This is a genomic window from Leisingera sp. S232 (assembly GCF_049800895.1).
Taxonomy (GTDB): domain Bacteria; phylum Pseudomonadota; class Alphaproteobacteria; order Rhodobacterales; family Rhodobacteraceae; genus Leisingera.
Genome location: NZ_JBNAFX010000003.1, coordinates 216,803 through 234,337, shown reverse-complemented (window position 1 = coordinate 234,337; position 17,535 = coordinate 216,803). Strand labels below are relative to the sequence as shown.

Genomic DNA, 17,535 nt, shown 5'->3' with positions numbered 1-17,535 from the left:
CCCCGTGACGCCACCTTAGAAATCCCGACCGCAATAGGCAAACCCCGCCTTACAGGCTGAGACACTGGTTGCGAGGTGCGAAGCGCGGGCTGGACATCCCTGAAGCATGGGTATTGAGTATCTTGACAGCATCTGGGGCACCGGGCGGAAAGGTTGCCGAGAATGGTTCTGAAAATCCGTGATGTGACGAAGCGCTATCCAGGTCAGACGGCGGAAACGGCTGTGCTGCGCGGCATCTCCCTGGACCTCAGCGCGGGCAGCAGCCTGGCACTGACGGGAGAAAGCGGGTCCGGCAAAAGCACCCTGCTTCATCTGGCCGGGGCGCTGGATCACTTCGACAGCGGTGAGGTCGAGATTGACGGAACCGGTTTGTCCAGTCTTTCAGACAGCCAAAGGGCTGCACTAAGACGGCGCGATGTCTCTTTGGTTTTTCAGCAGTTTAACTTGATCCCTTCACTCAGCGTCGACAAAAATATCGCGCTGCACGCCCGACTGGGCGGAAAGTGGGAGCCAAGCTGGGGAACGCGGCTGAAGGCGCGATTAGGCCTATCCGATCTGCAGGACCACTACCCGGAACAGCTCTCAGGAGGGCAGCAGCAACGCGTGGCGATCGCCCGTGCGCTCGCAGTGCAGCCCAAACTTCTGCTCGCAGATGAACCGACCGGCAATCTGGATGAAACCGCCAGTGCCGCAGTGATGGAGCTGATGCTGGAACTGGTCCGTGAAAGTGGTACCGCGCTGTTTCTCGTCACTCACTCCGCCGCAATTGCGCAAATGCTGGATCGGCGTTTGCACCTTCGTCACGGCACCGCTGCATGACTGCCACCGCATTTCTGGCCATTCTGTCTCACTGGCGGCGCCACCCGCTGCAGTTAGCAACGCTGATAACGGGGCTGGCTCTTGCGGCCGGATTGTGGTCTGCGGTCCAAGCTATCAACGCCGAGGCACGCGCAAGCTATTCCCAGGCCGCTGAACAGCTTGGCACCGCCGGAGCCGCCCGGCTGGTTCCGGAAACAGGAGCCATCCCTGTCGCCCGCTACGCAGAGTTGCGACGGTCCGGCTGGCAGTTGGCTCCTGTGCTGGAAGGTATCATCAGGTTCGAAGGGCAAAGCTTTGATATCATGGGCGTTGATATGCTGCAGCACCCGCAAGCTCAGGGGTTGGCCCTGGCTGCAGAGGCTGACTCCGCACCCGCGTTGGATGCTCTGCTGCCACCAGGCCGTATCTTTGCCCACCCTGAAACAGCGGCGCTTCTAGATGCATCCCAGACGGATCATCCCGTGACCTCAATGACGGGCTTGCCGCGCGGCGTCGCAATGGCCGATCTCAGCCTGGCCAGCCGATTGCTCGGGCAGCCGACCAGCCTGAGTTATCTGTTGATCCTGCCGGACCAGCGCCCCGGCCTGCGGCCGCTTGAAGAATTGGCTCCGGAGCTGACACTCATCCCGGCCAGGGCCGCTTCGGATGCAGCGCGGCTGACGGATAGTTTTCACTTGAATCTCACCGCTTTCGGCCTGCTCTCATTTGCAGTCGGCCTGTTCATCGTCCAAGGAACCATCGCGCTCAGCCTTGAACAGCGGCGGGGAATGACCCGGACGCTGCGCGGTCTCGGCGTGCCGATGCGGCTGCTCGCAAGCCTGTTTGCTGCGGAGCTGGCTGCAATCGCGCTTGTTTCTGGGATAGCTGGGCTTGCAGGTGGCTATCTGGTGGCAGCAGCACTGTTGCCCGGCGTCAAAGCTACGCTCAGCGGACTGTATGGCGTCCCCGTGGACGGGAGTCTTTCCCTGCGACCAAGCTGGATTTTTTCTGGTCTTGCCATGACGCTAGGCGGCACTGCGCTGGCTGGCGGCCACGCGCTTTTCATGCTGTGGCGCATGCCACTGCTGGCTGCTCCGGCAACCCACGCCCGAGGCCAGCAGGCCAGACGCTCGTATTTGACTGGTGCAGGTTTAGGTGCAGTCATCATCATTGCGGGATGCATTATATTGCACCTTTTTCATGGACTTATAGCGGGTTTCGCATTTCTGGGAAGCCTAATGCTCGGCGCAGCGCTTCTGTTGCCGCTGCTTGTTTCCGCCAGCCTCTCTTTAGGGGCCAGAACTGCAAAAGGACCATACGGCGAATGGCTGTGGGCTGATGCGCGCGCGCAGCTTCCCGGCATATCCCTGGCCTTGATGGCTTTGATGCTGGCACTGGCCGCGAACATTGGTGTCGGCACGATGGTATCAAGTTTCCGCCTGACCTTTACTGGCTGGCTGGATCAGCGGCTGTTTGCTGAAGTCTATGTCACGACTGCCAACGATGTTCAGGGCGCGGAGTTGTCGGAGTGGCTGCATGCCCAGGGCATTCACGTTCTGCCTCGTCGACACCATGACACCCGATACAAAGGCGCGCCATTGCGAGTCTACGGTTTTGAAGATGATCCCGCTTACCGCAAAAATTGGCCGCTTATCGCTGCGCTGCCAGATGTCTGGGATCAGGCTGCGCGCGGTCAGGCCGTGCTGATCAACGAACAGCTGGCGCGTCGCAACGGTCTGGTGCCGGGAAACACGCTGGAGCTTGGCGCTGACTGGCACTTGCCTATCGCCGGGATATATTCTGATTACGGCAATCCCAACGGCCAGGCTATGATGTCGCTGCCAGCTTTGTTGACGCGTGAGCCAAATATTCCCAACCGCAATTTCGGACTGCGCGCCGCCCAGTCCGAGGTCCATGAGATAATTAGAAATATCCGGGAAGAATTTGATATTCCACCGGAAAGCATCCTTGATCAGGCAACGATCAAAGCTCGATCCCTGGCAGTTTTCGACAGAACCTTTGTCATAACGGCAACGCTGAACCTGCTGACACTGGGCGTCGCCGGATTTGCGTTGCTGACGAGTTTGCTGACCCTATGGAACCAGCGCCTGCCGCAAATCGCGCCGGTCTGGGCTATGGGAGCCAGCCGCCGGCAACTGGCCGCCGGTGAGGTGTTGCGCAGCCTGCTGCTGGCTGCCGCAACTGCGATCCTGGCTCTTCCGTTGGGGCTGGTACTGGCCTGGACGCTTCTGTCTGTGATAAATGTAGAAGCGTTTGGCTGGCAGATACCTATGTATCTGTTTCCGTTTGATTGGCTTCGGCTGTTTCTGCTGGCGTTGCTGGCTGCAATCATAGCCGCCGTCTTGCCAGCCCGGCGGCTGATCCGCATTGCTCCCGCAGAATTGCTGAAGGTGTTTGCAAATGAGCGTTAAGTTTGCCCTTGTTACGATGGCTGTCTTTTGGGCCGGGGCAGCCCTGCCGCAAAGCTATGCCGGTTTGGGATCGAGCGCAGAGGGTTTTGCCATTCCGCAGCAAAGCACCAGATTAAATTTCCCTTCAGACCATGGCCCGCATCCGGATTTTCGCATTGAATGGTGGTACTTAACCGCCAACCTTGAAGGGTCAGACGGCGCCAGCTACGGCATTCAATGGACGCTGTTTCGATCGGCCCTCGCCCCTGGTGAGGCAGGAGGCTGGCAAAGCCCTCAGGTCTGGATGGCACATGCTGCGGTGACCAGTCAGGATCAGCATTTTTTCGCCGAACGTCTCGCACGCGGGGGCGTCGGTCAGGCCGGCGTCGAAACTGCACCTTTTAACGCATGGGTGGATGATTGGCAGATGCGTTCCGTCGATGAAACCCTTGAACAGATTTCGCTTTCCGTCAATGACCTGACATTTTCCTATGCCCTGAACCTGACGGCAGACGGCCCCTTGGTGCTGCACGGCCGTCATGGGTATTCAGTCAAATCCGCAAGCGGCCAGGCCAGTCATTACTATTCCCAGCCGCACTATCAGGTTTCTGGAACCTTATCGCTGCCGGGTGGACCAGTAGAAGTCACGGGTCATGGATGGCTCGACCGGGAATGGTCCAGTCAGCCGCTTGCAGAGGATCAAAGCGGCTGGGATTGGTTTTCGCTCCGCTTTGACAGCGGCGAAAAGCTGATGGGGTTCCTTTTGCGCAGCAAAACCGGTGATTTCACGTCGGGCACCTGGATAACTGCAGAGGGCAAGGCAGAGCCGTTGACGCCCGGAGCCTTTCAGGCCGAGGCATTGGCTGTCAGCGATGTGCAGGGCCGGAACATCCCTACGCGTTGGCATGCAAGCCTGCCAGAAAAGGACGTTTCCGTTGAAATTCAAGCGCTTAACCCGCAAAGCTGGATGGGCACCTCCTTTTCATACTGGGAAGGGCCAGTGTCGGTCAGCGGCAGCCATTCCGGCAAAGGCTATCTGGAGATGACAGGTTATGAATAAGGGCGCCCGAAGGCGCCCCTGTTCGTCTTCAGCGAACCACAAAAACCGAGCATTCCGAATGCCGGATCACCCGGGCCGCATTCGGCCCAAGCAGGTAATCCTTCAGGTCCGGCTTGTGCGCGCCGATCACGATCAGCCTGCTGCCCGCTGTTTCAGCGACTTTCAGGATTTCCTGATAGGCCGTCCCGGTTGCAACCAGATGACGCACTTTGGCATTACGCTCTTCTCCCAAGACCCCGGCGCATAGATCGCTGAGCCGCCGGGAGGTGTCCTTGACCGCTTTTTCATGATGGTGCTCTTCGAAAAAGCCGGACACCCAGCTTTCTCCAAAGTCCGGAAGAACATTCACCACATCCAGCTGAGAACCATCCAGATCTGCCAGGCGCGCAGCCTGAGACAGGACCTGTTCATCCAGTTCAGGGTCATTCAGTTCCAAAGCGCAAAGAACGGGTTTGCTCATGCCGGTACTCCTTCCTGTTCACGCGCACGCCCGCGCTGCATCAATGCAACCAGCGCCACCAGCAGCAGTGCCGGGATGAAGATCAGCTCCTTGGGCAACTGGCTGGCCGGAGCCTGGATCGTTGCAATCTGCACCGGTTCATCGGCGTAGAAATCAAAGCTCTCCAGATTGGGCGCCGCCGGGGTGCCGAACATCGGCTCATCCAGCTTTACTAGGCCGTCTTCCTCCAACAGCAGCAGGCCATAGGCATCGACCATCTGCTGGCCACCAGTGCCATCAGCGGTCAGGATCATGGTCGTGCCCTTGATCTCGGAGGTATCAAAATCAGGGCCTTGGACCGTGATCCTGAACTCCGCCCCTGCCTCGGCCTCATCCAGAGCCTGAACCAGCTGGGCCGGTGTCACCTGTTCATAAGGCGGCATCACCCGGTCCATGAAGAAGTCCGGACGGAACAGCGCAAAGGCTGCAAAGATCAGCAGGATGCTTTCATAGATACGGCTGCGGCTGATGAAATAGCCCATAGTGCCAGCAGTAAAGACCAGGATGGCGATGGTGGCCGATATGGCCACAAGGATGCCTTGTGTCCATGTCACATCAATCAGCAGAAGATCTGTGTTGAAGATAAACACAAACGGCAGTGCCACGGTCCGCAAGGAGTAGAAGAAGGCAATAAAGCCCGTACGGATCGCATCACCGCCCGATACAGCCGCCGCGGCAAAGCTGGCCAATCCAACAGGCGGTGTCACATCGGCCATAATCCCGAAATAGAACACAAACAGATGCACAGCGATCAGCGGCACGATGAGGCCCGACTGCGCGCCCAGTTCCACCACCACACCGGCCATCAGCGAGCTGACAACGATGTAGTTGGCGGTGGTCGGCAACCCCATGCCCAGAACCAGCGACAGGATACCGACCATCACCAGCATCAGGATCAGGTTGCCGCCCGAGATGAACTCAACCAGTTCAGACATCACCTGCCCGACACCGGTCAGTGTCACGGTTCCAACGATCACCCCGGCAGTGGCCGTGGCCAGCGCAATACCGATCATGTTGCGCGCACCGTCAATCAGCCCGTTCCACAGGTCATGGACGCCTTCCATAAAGGAATTGGCCATATTGCTTTGGCCGCGAAAGATCGCCTTGAGCGGTTTCTGGGTCAGAAGGATCACAAACAGCAGCGCGGTCGCCCAGAAAGCCGAAAGGCCCGGAGATTTCTGCTCAATCATCAGAAAGTAGACCAGTACGATGATCGGCAGCAGGTAATGCAGACCGGCCTTGTAAATCTCTGCCACGACAGGCAGCTCGACCTCCTTGGCATTCGGGTCATCCGGAACCAGATCGTCTACGCTTGAGGCCAGCCACAGCAGGGCGACGTAAACCGCTGTCAGCAAGGCAGCCAGAGCCAGCCCGGAGGCGCCTGGTATTGCGGCAACAATCCACTTCACAGGGTACTGCACACCATAGCAAAGCGCGGCAAAGCCAGCAAAGAACAGCGCCATTCCACCAATCGTGCGGCCCATGGACACAACACGGTTGCCCAGGGTCGGCATGTTCCGCTTCACCGCTTCCAGATGCACGATATAGACCAGCGCGATGTAGGAAATCGCGGCCGGCAGGAAGGCATGGGTGATCACCTCGACATAGGGAATGCCCACATATTCCACCATCAAGAAGGCCGCAGCCCCCATCACCGGCGGCATGATCTGGCCGTTCACAGAGGATGCCACTTCGACCGAGCCGGCCTGCTCGGAGGTGAAGCCAACCCGCTTCATCAGTGGAATGGTGAAGGTACCTGTGGTGACAACGTTGGCGATTGAGGAACCGGAAATCAGACCGGTTGCAGCCGACCCCACAACAGCAGCTTTCGCCGGGCCGCCGCGCAGGTGGCCGAGCGCGCCAAACGCCATCTTGATGAAATAGTTGCCAGCCCCTGCCTTATCCAGCAGCGCGCCAAACAACACAAACAGGAAGACAAATTTCGTGGAGACACCCAGAGCAATACCAAAAACGCCCTCTGACGTGATCCACATATGGCTCATCGCCTTTTTCAGGCTGGCGCCCTTCCAGCGGATGACTTCGGGAACCCATTCAGAAGATCCAAAGAAGACATAGGCAAGGAAGATGGTCGCAATGATCGCCATAGCCGGGCCAAGCGCGCGGCGGGCTGCTTCGAACAGGAGGATCAGCCCCCCCAGCGCAAACCATTTGTCCACGTCATCTGCGAGGCCGCCGGAATCGACAACTTTCTGATAAAAAACATAGCCGTACAGGGCGATCCCTGTGCCTGCGATGGCAAAAATCCAATCCTGAACCGGGATGTAGCCGCGCGGGCTGGACTTAAAGGCGGGATATGCAGCATAGGCCAGAAAAATGGCAAAGGCCAAATGGATTTGGCGCGAGTTGTTTATCACACTGCCAGGCAGCAGCTGATTGGCCAGCGGTGAGGCCAGGATGACTTGGAAAACAGACCAGATAACTGCGACGATCGCAAGGAACAGACCCACACTCCCAACCGGGTTGCGGGCACCGGCGTCAGAGGACGCTACGAGCTCCTGAAGTTCTTCTTCGCTAAGTGGTCGATTTCCCTGAGCATCGGATGTCATGGATAATCTCCCCTCGGGCCGTCAAACATGATGCGGCCTCAATGTCTTGATCCCTGATCACAGGGAATGAAACGGGGCGCTACTGCGCCCCGTTTTTGAAAATCGGCGGATTATTCAATCCAGCCTTTTTCTTTGTAGTATTTGGCTGCACCTGCGTGCAGAGGAGCAGACAGACCGTCTGCGATCATCTGTTCGGGCTGCAGGTGAGAGAATGCCGGGTGCAGCTTCTTGAAAGCGTCGAAGTTCTCGAAGACTGAGCTGACGACTGCGTAAACGGCATCTTCGGACACATCAGCGGAGGTTACGAATGTCGCACCCACGCCAAAGGTTTGCGTGTCAGAATCCGAACCACGGTACATCCCGCCAGGAACGGTCGCGGTGCGATAGAACGAGTTGTCGGCAACCAGTTTGTCAACCGCTTCGCCGTCCACTGCCACCAGAACGGAATCGCAGGCTGTTGTGGCTTCCTGAATTGTTCCGGAAGGGTGGCCCACGGTAAACACCATTGCGTCGATCTGATTGTCACACAGTGCTGCTGCTTGCTCGGCAGGCTTCAGCTCTGTTGCCAGCGCAAAATCTTCCATGCCCCAGCCCTTGGCTTCCATCAGCACTTCCATGGTGCCGCGAGCGCCGGAACCAGGGTTGCCGATGTTCACACGTTTGCCTTTGATATCATCAAAGGAAGAGATGTTCGCATCGGCACGCGCGACAACAGTAAAGGGTTCAGGGTGAACCGAAAACACTGCGCGCAGGCCTTCAAACGCACCGGCATCTTCGAACTTGGAAGTGCCGTTATACGCGTGGTACTGCCAGTCCGACTGGGCGACGCCGAACTGCAGCTCGCCTTCGCGGATGGTGTTGATGTTGTAGACCGAACCGCCGGTAGATTCGACGGCGCACTTAAACCCGTGCTCTTTGCGGCCCTTGTTCACCAGACGGCAAATGGCGCCGCCGGTCGGATAGTAAACGCCGGTCACACCGCCGGTGCCGATGGTGATGTATTCCTGAGCAAATGCTGCTGGCGCCGAAAAGGACGCAGCCACCAATGCACCGATAGCCAGTTTGGTGTGTTTCATGTTCAAGTCTCTCCCACTTGTCTTATGATTTGCAGCCCAGCCGAAAGGATCGGAACGTATGATCTGCGGCGTGGCTGCAGCCCATCATTCCGGCACTTCAGTCGAACTGCGTGCGGATTATTTCGCACGCGCAGAAGCGTTTCACTGCCCTCTTCGCAAGTCAAGAGTGCTATTTATTGTCGCACCCTAATTTGGGATTATTTCCTATTAATGATGCGACTTGGGGATTTTTCCCCGCAACCTTTAGCCCGCTGTTACACCGTTGCGCGAAGAAATTACTTGCGCGTGATGCCTCTCTGAGCACGATTCGCAGATCGTTGCTTGCCCTCCGGTGCCTGGGGGCATTTCAAGCAATTCTTACAGCAATTGCATCTTTAAAAAGAACCAGTGACAAACTGATGAAATCCGGGTAACAAACTGGTCATAAAAAAAGTTGAGCCACGATTCAATAAACACTGTGGCCATAACCAACAATTAACGGGGAGCTTGCAGCAATGCTGCTGAGCCAAGTCATTTTCAACAATCCGTCCTTGACGGACTTTTGGTCGTTGGAGCGTTGCGTTTCTGCACAGGCCCGTCGGCTGCCACGAGAAGTCAGCGCTCCGCTGACCTGCGACGTGGAGCCCGAATTCAGGTGCACACCACGAAAATGGGACTTGATCCTGTCTGAGGCACACCAACGCGGCCTTCGGGCCCGGCAGGCTGGCTGACGCTTTTTCGCAATTCTCTTCGGCTTGATGAGATATGCCGGCAACTCAAAAGTTGCCGGCAGAGGCCAAACTATTCGGCCGGGCTGGGTTCAGGCTGCCCTTTGATCCGTTCACGCAAGCCCTGCATCATTGCGTAGAGCACCGGAACGACAATGACACCAACCACGGTGGCTGCAAGCATGCCGCCGAAGACCGCTATGCCAATCGCCTTTTGGCTGGCAGCCCCTGCCCCCGATGCGATCAGCAACGGTACCACCCCCAGCAGGAAGGACAACGCCGTCATCATCACCGCCCGGAAACGCTGTTTGGCGGCTTCCTGTGCGGCCTTGATGATAGACAGGCCTGCTGCCCGCTGCTCCATTGCAAATTCTACGATCAGAATCGCATTCTTGGAAGCCAAACCAATCAGCATAATCATCCCGATCTGGGTGTAGAGATTGATATCATTGCCCGCCAAGGCCACTGCCGCCACAGCACCGAACAGCGCCACGATCACTGACAGCAAAATCGCCACGGGCATGGTCCAGCTTTCGTACTGCCCAACCAGGAACAAGTAGGCGAACAGCACCGCCATCGCCAGGATCACGGTGACCATCCCTGCTGAATCAAGCTGCTGCTGCGCAGTGCCCGTCCATTCAAAGGCGTAACCCGGTGGCAGTGCCGTTGCGGCCTCCTCTTGCATCACCCGGATGGCATCGCCAGTAGACAGGCCAGGCGCCGGAACCGCAGTGACCGTTGCAGAGCGGAAGATATTGTGCCGCTTCAGAAGCACTGGCCCCAGCACATTTTCGACATCGATCAGTGTCGACAGCGGCACCATCTCGCCCGATTGCGCGCGCACGTAAAGACCGCCGATGTCTTCGATCTTGTCGCGGTAAGACCCCTCTGCCTGCAGCATCACCTTGTAAACCCGGCCAAACAGATTGAAGTCGTTGACGTAATATGACCCAAGGTGCGCCTGCATGGTCTGGAACACTTCGGCAATGGACACATTCAGCGTCTTGGCCTTTTCCCGGTCCAAATCGACAAACACCTGGGGCACATTGGCCCGGAAAGTGGTGTAGGACTGAGCAATCTCAGGGCGCTGATTGGCGGAATAGACCAACGAACCAACTGATTGAGCCAGATCCTGCGGAGTTCCGCCTGCGGTCTGTTGTATTGCCATCTCGACACCGGCCGACATGCCCAGACCGGAAATAGGCGGCGGGTTGAAAGCAACAATGCTGGCCGCGGCCTCACCATTGGCGATGCCGTAAATCTGGCCGAGGATCGCTTTAGGCTGCAGCGCTGCATCCTGCCGATCATCCCAAGGCGCCAGATTGGCGATGATCATCGCACCATTTGCGCTGGCACCATTCAGCAAGCTGAACCCATTGACCAGAACGGTGCCCTGTACGCCTGGGATCTGGCGGATCTGCTCATCAATCCGGCGCGTCACGGTCTCAGTCCGCCCAAGAGCTGCCGCATCCGGAAGCTGAACGTCGACAAACAGGTAGCCATTGTCTTCGGCTGGCAAAAACCCTTTGGAAGTAGAGTTAAATACCGCGCTGGTACCAAAGGCCACCGCCGCAATGATTGCCAACCCGATCACCGGCAGCCGCAGTAGCCTGGTCACCACGCTCAGATAGCCGCTACGCACCCCGCCGATCATGTTCTCAAACATCGCAAGCAGACCCCTGGCCGGGCCTGAACGGCGTTTGAGAACAATTGCGCACAGCGCCGGAGACAACGTCAGCGCATTGACGGAGGAGATCACGACCGCAACCGAAATCGTCACCGCAAATTGCGAATACAGCCTTCCGGTGATCCCCGGCATAAAGGTGACCGGCACAAACACCGCCAGCAGGACCAGCGTGGTGGCGATCACTGGACCGGTAATCTGACCCATTGCCTTACGGGTCGCATCCGGCGGAGACAGCCCCTCCTCGGCGATGATCCGTTCAACATTCTCTACCACCACGATGGCGTCATCCACCACGATGCCAATCGCCAGCACCAACGCAAACAGGGAAATGGTGTTCAGCGACATGCCAAGCAGCAGAAGAAAGGCAAAGGTGCCAATCAACGAAACCGGGATAGCCACTGCTGGAATGATGGTGGCCCGGATTGAACCGAGGAAGATGAAGACCACCGAGATCACCAGCACGAAGGTCATCATCAGGGTGGAGATCACATCATTCAGCGACTGTTCCACGAAATCCGTGGTATTGAAGGGAATGGCATAAGAAACATCATCCGGGAAAGCTGCGGAAAGCCGGTCCATCTCAGCCAGCACCTTTTGGGAGACATCAAGCGCATTGGCCCCCGGCGCCTGATAAACCGCCAGAATGGTTGCCGGCACCCCGTCGAAATACCCCGAAGAGCTGTAGTTCGAGGCCCCCAGTTCCACTTTGGCGATGTCCTTCAGGCGGACCGTGCTGCCGCCATCACCCGTGCGGATCACGATATCCTCGAACTCGCTGACTTCAGTCAGACGCCCCTTGGATTTGATCGTATATTGGAACACCTGGTCGCCCGGCACCGGCGGCGCCCCCACCTGACCGGCCGACACTTCGATGTTTTGTTCGCGCACTGCGTTGATGACATCGCCAGGTGATATGCCAAGGCCCGCCATCTTGTTCGGATCAAGCCAGACCCGCATAGCGTATTCGAAATTGGTCAGGATGTCAGACTTGCCAACACCATTCACCCGCGCCAGCGCATCCTTGATATTGATGGCCGCATAGTTTGACAGAAACACACTGTCATAGGATCCGTTTGGTGAAGTGATCGCAGCCACCATCAGCATGTTGGATGAGCTTTTCTGGGTCACGACACCATTTGCAGTGACTTCCGAAGGCAGCGCTGCCATCGCCTGCGCAACCCGGTTTTGCACATTGACCGAAGCGATATCCGGATCAACGCCCACTTCAAAGGTCACCGCCAGAGAATAGCTGCCGTTGTCCGCGGAAGTAGAGGACATGTATAGCATCCCGTCCACACCGTTGACTTGTGCTTCAATCGGCGCGGCAACGCTTTGCTCAACTGTTTCGGCATTGGCTCCGGGATAGCTCGCCGTGACATTCACAACTGGCGGTGTAATTTCAGGAAACTGCGCAACCGGCAGCGCAAAGTAGCCGATCACCCCCATGACCGTCAGCACCAATGAGATGACGATTGCGAACTTCGGCCTTGAAATGAAGATTGAGGAGAACATCCGTTATTCTCCTGCCTGTGCAGACATGACCGGGTCGACCTTGACGCCAGGGCGGATTTTCTGAAGACCCTCCACCACCACCGTTTCACCCTTGATAAGACCATCCAGAACGATGATCCCAGCGCCCCGCACATCGCCGGTGACGATATAGCGTTGCTGAACCTGGTTCTGGTCATCCACGACAAGCACAAAAGGCCCCTGCTGATCCCGCTGGATCGCAGCCTGGCTGATGACAATCCTGTCGACGGCCTCTTGCGATTGCAGCCCAACGGTTAGAAATGCCCCATCAAGGATCAGGCCGTGATCGTTCTTAAACTCTGCCCGCACGGTAACTGCGCCGGTTGTCGGATCCACCCGGTTGCCAGCAAAGGCGATCCGCCCCGTTTCTTCCAGCTCTGCACCATTTGGTAGAACAACAAACACTTCCGGTGCCGTTTCGGTGTTGGAGCGGTCGATACCGTCGGCGTCAAGCTGCTGCAGGATTCCAACGAACTGCTTTTCGTTCAACGAAAAAGACACATAAACCGGCGCTTCGCGAACGATGTTGACCAACGGTGAACCGCTGGGGGTGACGACATCGCCGATACTGACTTCGACACGACCGACGCGGCCGGAAAAAGGCGCATGGATTTCCGTATAGCTCAGATCCAGTTCCGCTTGCAGGATCGCAGCGGCGGCGGCTCGCACCTGCGCCTCGGCCACCAGTTCGTTTGCCCGGGCGGTATCCCGGTCCGCTTCTGGAACCGAACCGCGCTCAAAAAGCTCCTGTTTGCGCGCAAGGTCCAATGAAGCCAGCTCCAAACTGGCCTCAGCCTGCGCCAGTTCAGCCCGGCGGCTCTCCAGCACCGCCTCATAAGCGCTGCGCTCGATCCGGAACAGAACATCGCCTTTTTCAACCTCGGCGCCGTCCCTTACCAGAACTTCCTCAAGGTAGCCGTTGACCCTGGCCATAATGTCGGCCTTGTCAATTGCCTCCCCCCGGCCAATGAAGGTTGAAGTGTTCTTGATCGGTTTCATTAACGCCTCGGAGACCGTTACCTTGGGGGCAGCAGTTTGCTGCTGCGCAAGTGCTGTGCCCGTAGCGGTCAAATTAAGAGCCGCGGCCATTGCCAGGCAGGCTGGGCCGACAATGCCCCTGTTCCAGAAACGTGTCATTCTTGAACCTTTCAATTTTCCGAAGTATCCGCGCAGCCGTCCACCCGGCCTGCTGCCCTGTAACCAAGTCGTCCCGTTATTGAACACCTTCCCGGCACGCATCTGCAAGCTGCACATAGGCAGTATCGCACTTCAGGACGCAAGAAACCGAAGATTTCCAAATACTTTCCGCAACGAAACCTTGCGCACTGGGAACAATTCGGTGAAACCGGAATTCATCCTGCCAGTTTGTGCAGACCTGTGAGCCGCAGCGGAAACACAAGGAGATCCTTTGATGAAAGTGAATGGCACCCATTTCCGCTCTCTTTGGTGGGATTTCGAACAGGATGCGCTGCAGATCATCGATCAGCGCTGGCTCCCGCATGACTTCCGCATACAGCAGGTCAATTCGCTGCAGGACTTTGCCGATGCAATATTCGAAATGCGGGTGCGCGGCGCCCCTTTAATCGGGGCAACTGCCGCTTATGGAATGGCAGTGGCCATGCGTTTGGACCCGTCGGATGCGGCCATGGATCAGGCCTGGAGCTTTCTGAATGCAACTCGGCCGACGGCAATCAACCTGCGCTGGGCACTGGATCGCTGCCGCACCCATCTGCGGCCTCTGGACGCCGAGGCACGCGCAGCAGCGGCGCTGTCTCTTGCCCATGAGATCGCCGACGAAGATGTCGAAATCAACCGCCAGATAGGCGTGCATGGTCTGGAGCTGATCCGCCAGATCGCCAAAAGCAAACCTGCCGGGGAACCGGTCCGGCTGCTGACCCATTGCAATGCGGGCTGGCTGGCAACCGTAGACTGGGGCACCGCAACCAGCCCGATGTATCACGCCCATGAGGCAGACATCCCCATTCACGTCTGGGTCGACGAAACCCGCCCCCGCAATCAGGGGGCGCTTACATCCTGGGAACTGAACAGCCACGGCATCAGTCACAGCTATATCACCGACAACGCCGGCGGCCATCTGATGCAGCATGGTCAGGTTGATTTGGTCATCACCGGCACAGACCGCACCACACGGCGCGGCGATGTATGCAACAAGATAGGAACCTATCTGAAGGCGCTGGCTGCCAAAGACAACGATGTCCCCTTCTATGTCGCCCTGCCCTCGCCCACCATTGACTGGACAGTGTCGGACGGTGTCGCCGAGATCCCGATTGAAGAGCGCGATGAGCGGGAGATCACCCATGTTCAAGGGAAAACAGAAGAAGGCACGATCGGGGTCGTGCAGGTTACGCCTGACGGAACTCCCGGCGGCAATCCTGCTTTTGATGTCACTCCAAACCGGCTTGTCACCGGTCTGATCACAGAACGCGGCATCTGTGCCGCCTCCGAAGCAGGCCTGGCCGGGCTGTTCCCGGACATGGCGGCTGCTAGACCTGCGTAAATATGGAGTGAGCCGTGTGAAAACGCCCTACCAGGACAGCACCGAAACACGGCAGGCGATAATTGACGCCTGCATCGAAATGAATGCAACTGGCATCAATCAGGGCACATCCGGCAACATCTCTGTCCGCGCTGGCGATCAGATGCTGATCACCCCATCTGGTATGCCTTACAAAGCAATGAAACCCGCGGATTTGGTGTTGCTTGGGCTGGACGGTAGTGCTCCCGCGGCAGATCAGAGGAAACCCTCGAGCGAATGGCCCTTTCACTTGGCAATTCTGCAAGCCAAACCGGCAGTCCATGCCGTTGTCCATGCACATCCCGCGTACTGCTGCGCGCTGGCAATGAACCGGCAGAAAATACCCGCCTGTCACTATATGGTGGCGGCATTTGGAGGCAGCGATGTGCCTGTGGCTGATTACGCGCTGTTCGGCAGCAGGCAGCTGTCCGAAAACATCGTCAGCACCTTGCAGGACCGCAGCGCCTGCCTGATGGCCAATCATGGCGCAGTCAGCACCGGCAACAGCCTTTCCCGTGCGCTTTGGCGGATGGGAGAATTGGAGGCACTCGCAAAAGCTTACACGGCAAGCTTAACAATGGGAAAGCCGCATCTTCTCAGCGAAGAGGAAATCAGCGACGCACTGGCTGCCTTTTCGGAATATGGCCTGAAAGACAGCCGCTGATTTCCCGACGCAACGAAGCGGAGCAGCCAGGGTTCTGAAAAGAACAAGAACAGAACGTGACTGTGGGAGTCGCTTGTGAAAGCTGATGAATTTCAAAACAAAGGCCCACAGCAAGAACACGCTGCAGGCCTTTGTTTTTGTTGGTACCCAAGGCCGGACTCGAACCGGCACGCTGTCACCAGCGGGGGATTTTGAATCCCCTGCGTCTACCATTCCGCCACTTGGGCCACGGTCTTTTCCTAGCCAAGCATTTGACCAAGGTCCAGAGGGAAAACAGCTCTTTGGACCTGAAATTTCACCCCTTGGCAAATTCTGTGCCAACAAAGGTTGACGGATTGCGGTCCGCATGCCACCTCCACTGTAAAAGCCGTTAAGGATGCAGGGCGCGGAATGCTGAGACCGCTATATGAACGGACGATGGCGCTGGCCGACCACCCGAAGGCGCTGTGGTGCCTGGCAGTTGTTGCATTTGTCGAAAGCTCTGTTTTCCCGATCCCGCCCGATGTGCTGATGATCCCGATGATCCTCGCCCGCCCTTCACGTGCCTGGCTGGTTGCTGTTGTGGCGCTGATCGCATCGGTTGCGGGCGGTGTGCTTGGATACGCCATTGGCGCCTTGTTTTATGACAGTATCGGCCAGCCGGTTCTGGAAGCTATGGGCAAAGGTGGCGCCATGGCGGAGTTCAACACCCGCTTCAACGATTTCGGGTTCTGGGCGGTGCTGGGCGCTGGCATCACGCCGTTCCCCTACAAAGTGATTACCATTATGTCGGGCTGGACCGGCATGCCGCTTGGCACTTTCATTGCGACCTCTATCTTGGCACGCGCATTGCGTTTCTTCATCGTAGCGGGCCTGTTGTGGCAGTTTGGCACACCGGTTCGAGACTTCATTGAACGCCGCCTGGGTCTGGTTTTCACTGCCTTTGTGGTGGTCTTGTTCGGCGGCTTTCTGATGGTGAGTTACATTTGATCATGCACAGGCTTTTGATCCTCCTCGCCACTGGCGGCTCTGCTACACTGCTGATCGCCGCACTTGGGTTCCAATACATAGGCGAAATGCCTCCGTGCAAGCTGTGCTACTGGCAGCGCTATCCTCATGCCGCCGCAGCAGGGATCGGCGTCTTGGCGATGATTATCCCCGGCGCCCTGCTGCCCTACCTTGGCGCGCTGGCTTCGCTGGCGACTGCGGGCGTTGGCGCCTATCACACCGGTGTTGAGCGCGGCTGGTGGGAAGGCCCCTCCACCTGCACATCCGGTCCTGTCGGCGGGCTGTCTCCAGAGCAGCTGCTGGAACAGATCATGGCCGCTCCACTGGTGCGCTGTGATGACATTCCATGGGAGTTTCTTACGCTGTCCATGGCCAGCTGGAACGCCCTTGCTTCCCTTGCGCTTACGCTGCTCTGGATTTCAGCGGCCAATCACAGCCGCAAGCAGGGTTAACATTCCAGCAAGATCAAATGCGGCCGCCATCATGCTGGCTGCATTCAGATATACGTCTTTCAACTATCCTTCTTGGTTGCCAGCAAAAGGTTTGTCTCGCTGCTCACGATCCCTTCGAAGGTTCGGATTTTGGCCAAGGCTGTATCCAGGGTTTCAAGCGTCTCGGTGCCAAGTTCCACGATAAGATCCCAGCGGCCGTTGGTCGTGTGAATAGCCCGGACTTCTGGCAAGCCCTGCAGCTGGCGGGTAATCCGGCTGGTGCCGCGGCCCTCAATCCCGATCAGCATCAGGCCGCGCACTGGATCGCGCAGCACGTCTTCCTTCAACACAACTGTAAACCCAAGAATGTCCCCCCGGGCCTGAAGCCGCTCAATACGTGCCCGCACAGTGGTCCGCGACAGGTTCAGCTCCAGCGCCAGATCCGACAGGGACGCCCGCGCATTGTGCCGCAAGGCTGAAACTAGCCTCTCATCCGTTTTGTCCACCATACTCTCCATTTTGAACAATCATCGCCCATCATGAGCAAAATGCCTACTGGTTTCCATCCCATTTCGGAGGTTT

14 protein-coding genes and 1 tRNA gene are annotated in these 17,535 nt (G+C 57.7%); 8 read left to right on the top strand and 7 right to left on the bottom strand.

Annotation, left to right across the window (positions count from 1 at the left end; genetic code table 11):
* Nucleotides 1–162: 162 nt before the first annotated feature.
* Genes ACP151_RS03980 through ACP151_RS03970 form a run of 3 tightly spaced genes read left to right on the top strand, consistent with a single transcriptional unit; the run spans nt 163 to nt 4,269 of the window.
* Nucleotides 163–819 carry an ABC transporter ATP-binding protein gene (locus ACP151_RS03980; RefSeq protein ID WP_424977560.1) on the top strand — a complete coding sequence of 219 codons (657 nt, stop codon included), beginning with the start codon at nt 163–165 and terminating at the stop codon, nt 817–819.
* Nucleotides 816–3,230 carry an ABC transporter permease gene (locus ACP151_RS03975; RefSeq protein ID WP_424977559.1) on the top strand — a complete coding sequence of 805 codons (2,415 nt, stop codon included), beginning with the start codon at nt 816–818 and terminating at the stop codon, nt 3,228–3,230. Before ACP151_RS03980 ends, ACP151_RS03975 begins: the two co-directional genes overlap by 4 nt.
* On the top strand, nt 3,220–4,269 hold the full coding sequence (locus tag ACP151_RS03970; RefSeq protein WP_424977558.1) for a lipocalin-like domain-containing protein: 1,050 nt from the start codon (nt 3,220–3,222) through the stop codon (nt 4,267–4,269). Before ACP151_RS03975 ends, ACP151_RS03970 begins: the two co-directional genes overlap by 11 nt.
* A 28-nt stretch (nt 4,270–4,297) precedes the next feature.
* Here ACP151_RS03970 and ACP151_RS03965 read toward each other — a convergent pair whose 3' ends face one another.
* The 5 genes from ACP151_RS03965 to ACP151_RS03945 form a co-directional block, all read right to left on the bottom strand.
* The gene (locus tag ACP151_RS03965; RefSeq protein ID WP_424977557.1) at nt 4,298–4,729 is read right to left on the bottom strand and encodes a universal stress protein; all 432 of its coding nucleotides are present in this window, start codon (nt 4,727–4,729) and stop codon (nt 4,298–4,300) included.
* On the bottom strand, nt 4,726–7,335 hold the full coding sequence (locus ACP151_RS03960; RefSeq protein ID WP_424977556.1) for a TRAP transporter permease: 2,610 nt from the start codon (nt 7,333–7,335) through the stop codon (nt 4,726–4,728). The genes ACP151_RS03965 and ACP151_RS03960 overlap by 4 nt, the downstream gene beginning before the upstream one ends.
* 110 nt (nt 7,336–7,445) lie before the next feature.
* Nucleotides 7,446–8,411 carry a TAXI family TRAP transporter solute-binding subunit gene (locus ACP151_RS03955; protein WP_424977555.1) on the bottom strand — a complete coding sequence of 322 codons (966 nt, stop codon included), beginning with the start codon at nt 8,409–8,411 and terminating at the stop codon, nt 7,446–7,448.
* Between the two features lie 780 nt (nt 8,412–9,191).
* Nucleotides 9,192–12,317 carry an efflux RND transporter permease subunit gene (locus tag ACP151_RS03950; RefSeq protein WP_424977554.1) on the bottom strand — a complete coding sequence of 1,042 codons (3,126 nt, stop codon included), beginning with the start codon at nt 12,315–12,317 and terminating at the stop codon, nt 9,192–9,194.
* Nucleotides 12,318–12,320: 3 nt separating this feature from the next.
* Nucleotides 12,321–13,334, bottom strand: coding sequence for an efflux RND transporter periplasmic adaptor subunit (locus ACP151_RS03945; protein WP_424977553.1), 1,014 nt, complete (start codon nt 13,332–13,334; stop codon nt 12,321–12,323).
* Between ACP151_RS03945 and ACP151_RS03940 the strand changes: the two genes are divergently transcribed.
* From ACP151_RS03940 to ACP151_RS03930, 3 genes are read left to right on the top strand one after another with little or no spacing between them, the layout of a single operon-like run.
* A complete protein-coding gene (locus ACP151_RS03940) occupies nt 13,303–13,716 on the top strand; it encodes a hypothetical protein (protein ID WP_424977552.1) in 414 nt (137 codons plus the stop codon). The genes ACP151_RS03945 and ACP151_RS03940 overlap by 32 nt on opposite strands.
* A gap of 30 nt (nt 13,717–13,746) precedes the next feature.
* A complete protein-coding gene (mtnA, locus tag ACP151_RS03935; protein WP_424977551.1) occupies nt 13,747–14,853 on the top strand; it encodes an S-methyl-5-thioribose-1-phosphate isomerase in 1,107 nt (368 codons plus the stop codon).
* 16 nt (nt 14,854–14,869) lie between these two features.
* On the top strand, nt 14,870–15,535 hold the full coding sequence (locus ACP151_RS03930; protein WP_424977602.1) for a class II aldolase/adducin family protein: 666 nt from the start codon (nt 14,870–14,872) through the stop codon (nt 15,533–15,535).
* Nucleotides 15,536–15,676: 141 nt separating this feature from the next.
* Here the strand turns inward: ACP151_RS03930 and ACP151_RS03925 are convergent.
* Nucleotides 15,677–15,762, bottom strand: a tRNA-Leu gene (locus ACP151_RS03925).
* A gap of 163 nt (nt 15,763–15,925) precedes the next feature.
* Between ACP151_RS03925 and ACP151_RS03920 the strand changes: the two genes are divergently transcribed.
* Nucleotides 15,926–16,504: a YqaA family protein gene (locus ACP151_RS03920; RefSeq protein WP_424977549.1), complete on the top strand. Its 579-nt coding sequence runs from the start codon at nt 15,926–15,928 to the stop codon at nt 16,502–16,504.
* Nucleotides 16,505–16,506: 2 nt separating this feature from the next.
* The gene (locus ACP151_RS03915; RefSeq protein ID WP_424977548.1) at nt 16,507–16,974 is read left to right on the top strand and encodes a disulfide bond formation protein B; all 468 of its coding nucleotides are present in this window, start codon (nt 16,507–16,509) and stop codon (nt 16,972–16,974) included.
* A 59-nt stretch (nt 16,975–17,033) separates the two neighbouring features.
* On the opposite strand, the gene ACP151_RS03910 is transcribed toward ACP151_RS03915, so the two are convergent.
* Nucleotides 17,034–17,459 (bottom strand): Lrp/AsnC family transcriptional regulator, encoded by a 426-nt coding sequence (locus ACP151_RS03910; protein ID WP_027258961.1) that lies wholly within the window; start codon nt 17,457–17,459, stop codon nt 17,034–17,036.
* Between the last annotated feature and the right edge of the window lie 76 nt (nt 17,460–17,535).

Coding starts and splice junctions, on each gene's coding strand:
- ACP151_RS03955 (WP_424977555.1), bottom strand. CDS start 8,411: ATGAAACACACCAAACTGGCTATCGGTGCATTGGTGGCTGCGTCCTTT.
- ACP151_RS03965 (WP_424977557.1), bottom strand. CDS start 4,729: ATGAGCAAACCCGTTCTTTGCGCTTTGGAACTGAATGACCCTGAACTG.
- ACP151_RS03960 (WP_424977556.1), bottom strand. CDS start 7,335: ATGACATCCGATGCTCAGGGAAATCGACCACTTAGCGAAGAAGAACTT.
- ACP151_RS03980 (WP_424977560.1), top strand. CDS start 163: ATGGTTCTGAAAATCCGTGATGTGACGAAGCGCTATCCAGGTCAGACG.
- ACP151_RS03945 (WP_424977553.1), bottom strand. CDS start 13,334: ATGAAACCGATCAAGAACACTTCAACCTTCATTGGCCGGGGGGAGGCA.
- ACP151_RS03915 (WP_424977548.1), top strand. CDS start 16,507: ATGCACAGGCTTTTGATCCTCCTCGCCACTGGCGGCTCTGCTACACTG.
- ACP151_RS03970 (WP_424977558.1), top strand. CDS start 3,220: ATGAGCGTTAAGTTTGCCCTTGTTACGATGGCTGTCTTTTGGGCCGGG.
- ACP151_RS03920 (WP_424977549.1), top strand. CDS start 15,926: ATGCTGAGACCGCTATATGAACGGACGATGGCGCTGGCCGACCACCCG.
- ACP151_RS03950 (WP_424977554.1), bottom strand. CDS start 12,317: ATGTTCTCCTCAATCTTCATTTCAAGGCCGAAGTTCGCAATCGTCATC.
- ACP151_RS03975 (WP_424977559.1), top strand. CDS start 816: ATGACTGCCACCGCATTTCTGGCCATTCTGTCTCACTGGCGGCGCCAC.
- ACP151_RS03940 (WP_424977552.1), top strand. CDS start 13,303: ATGAAGGTTGAAGTGTTCTTGATCGGTTTCATTAACGCCTCGGAGACC.
- mtnA (WP_424977551.1), top strand. CDS start 13,747: ATGAAAGTGAATGGCACCCATTTCCGCTCTCTTTGGTGGGATTTCGAA.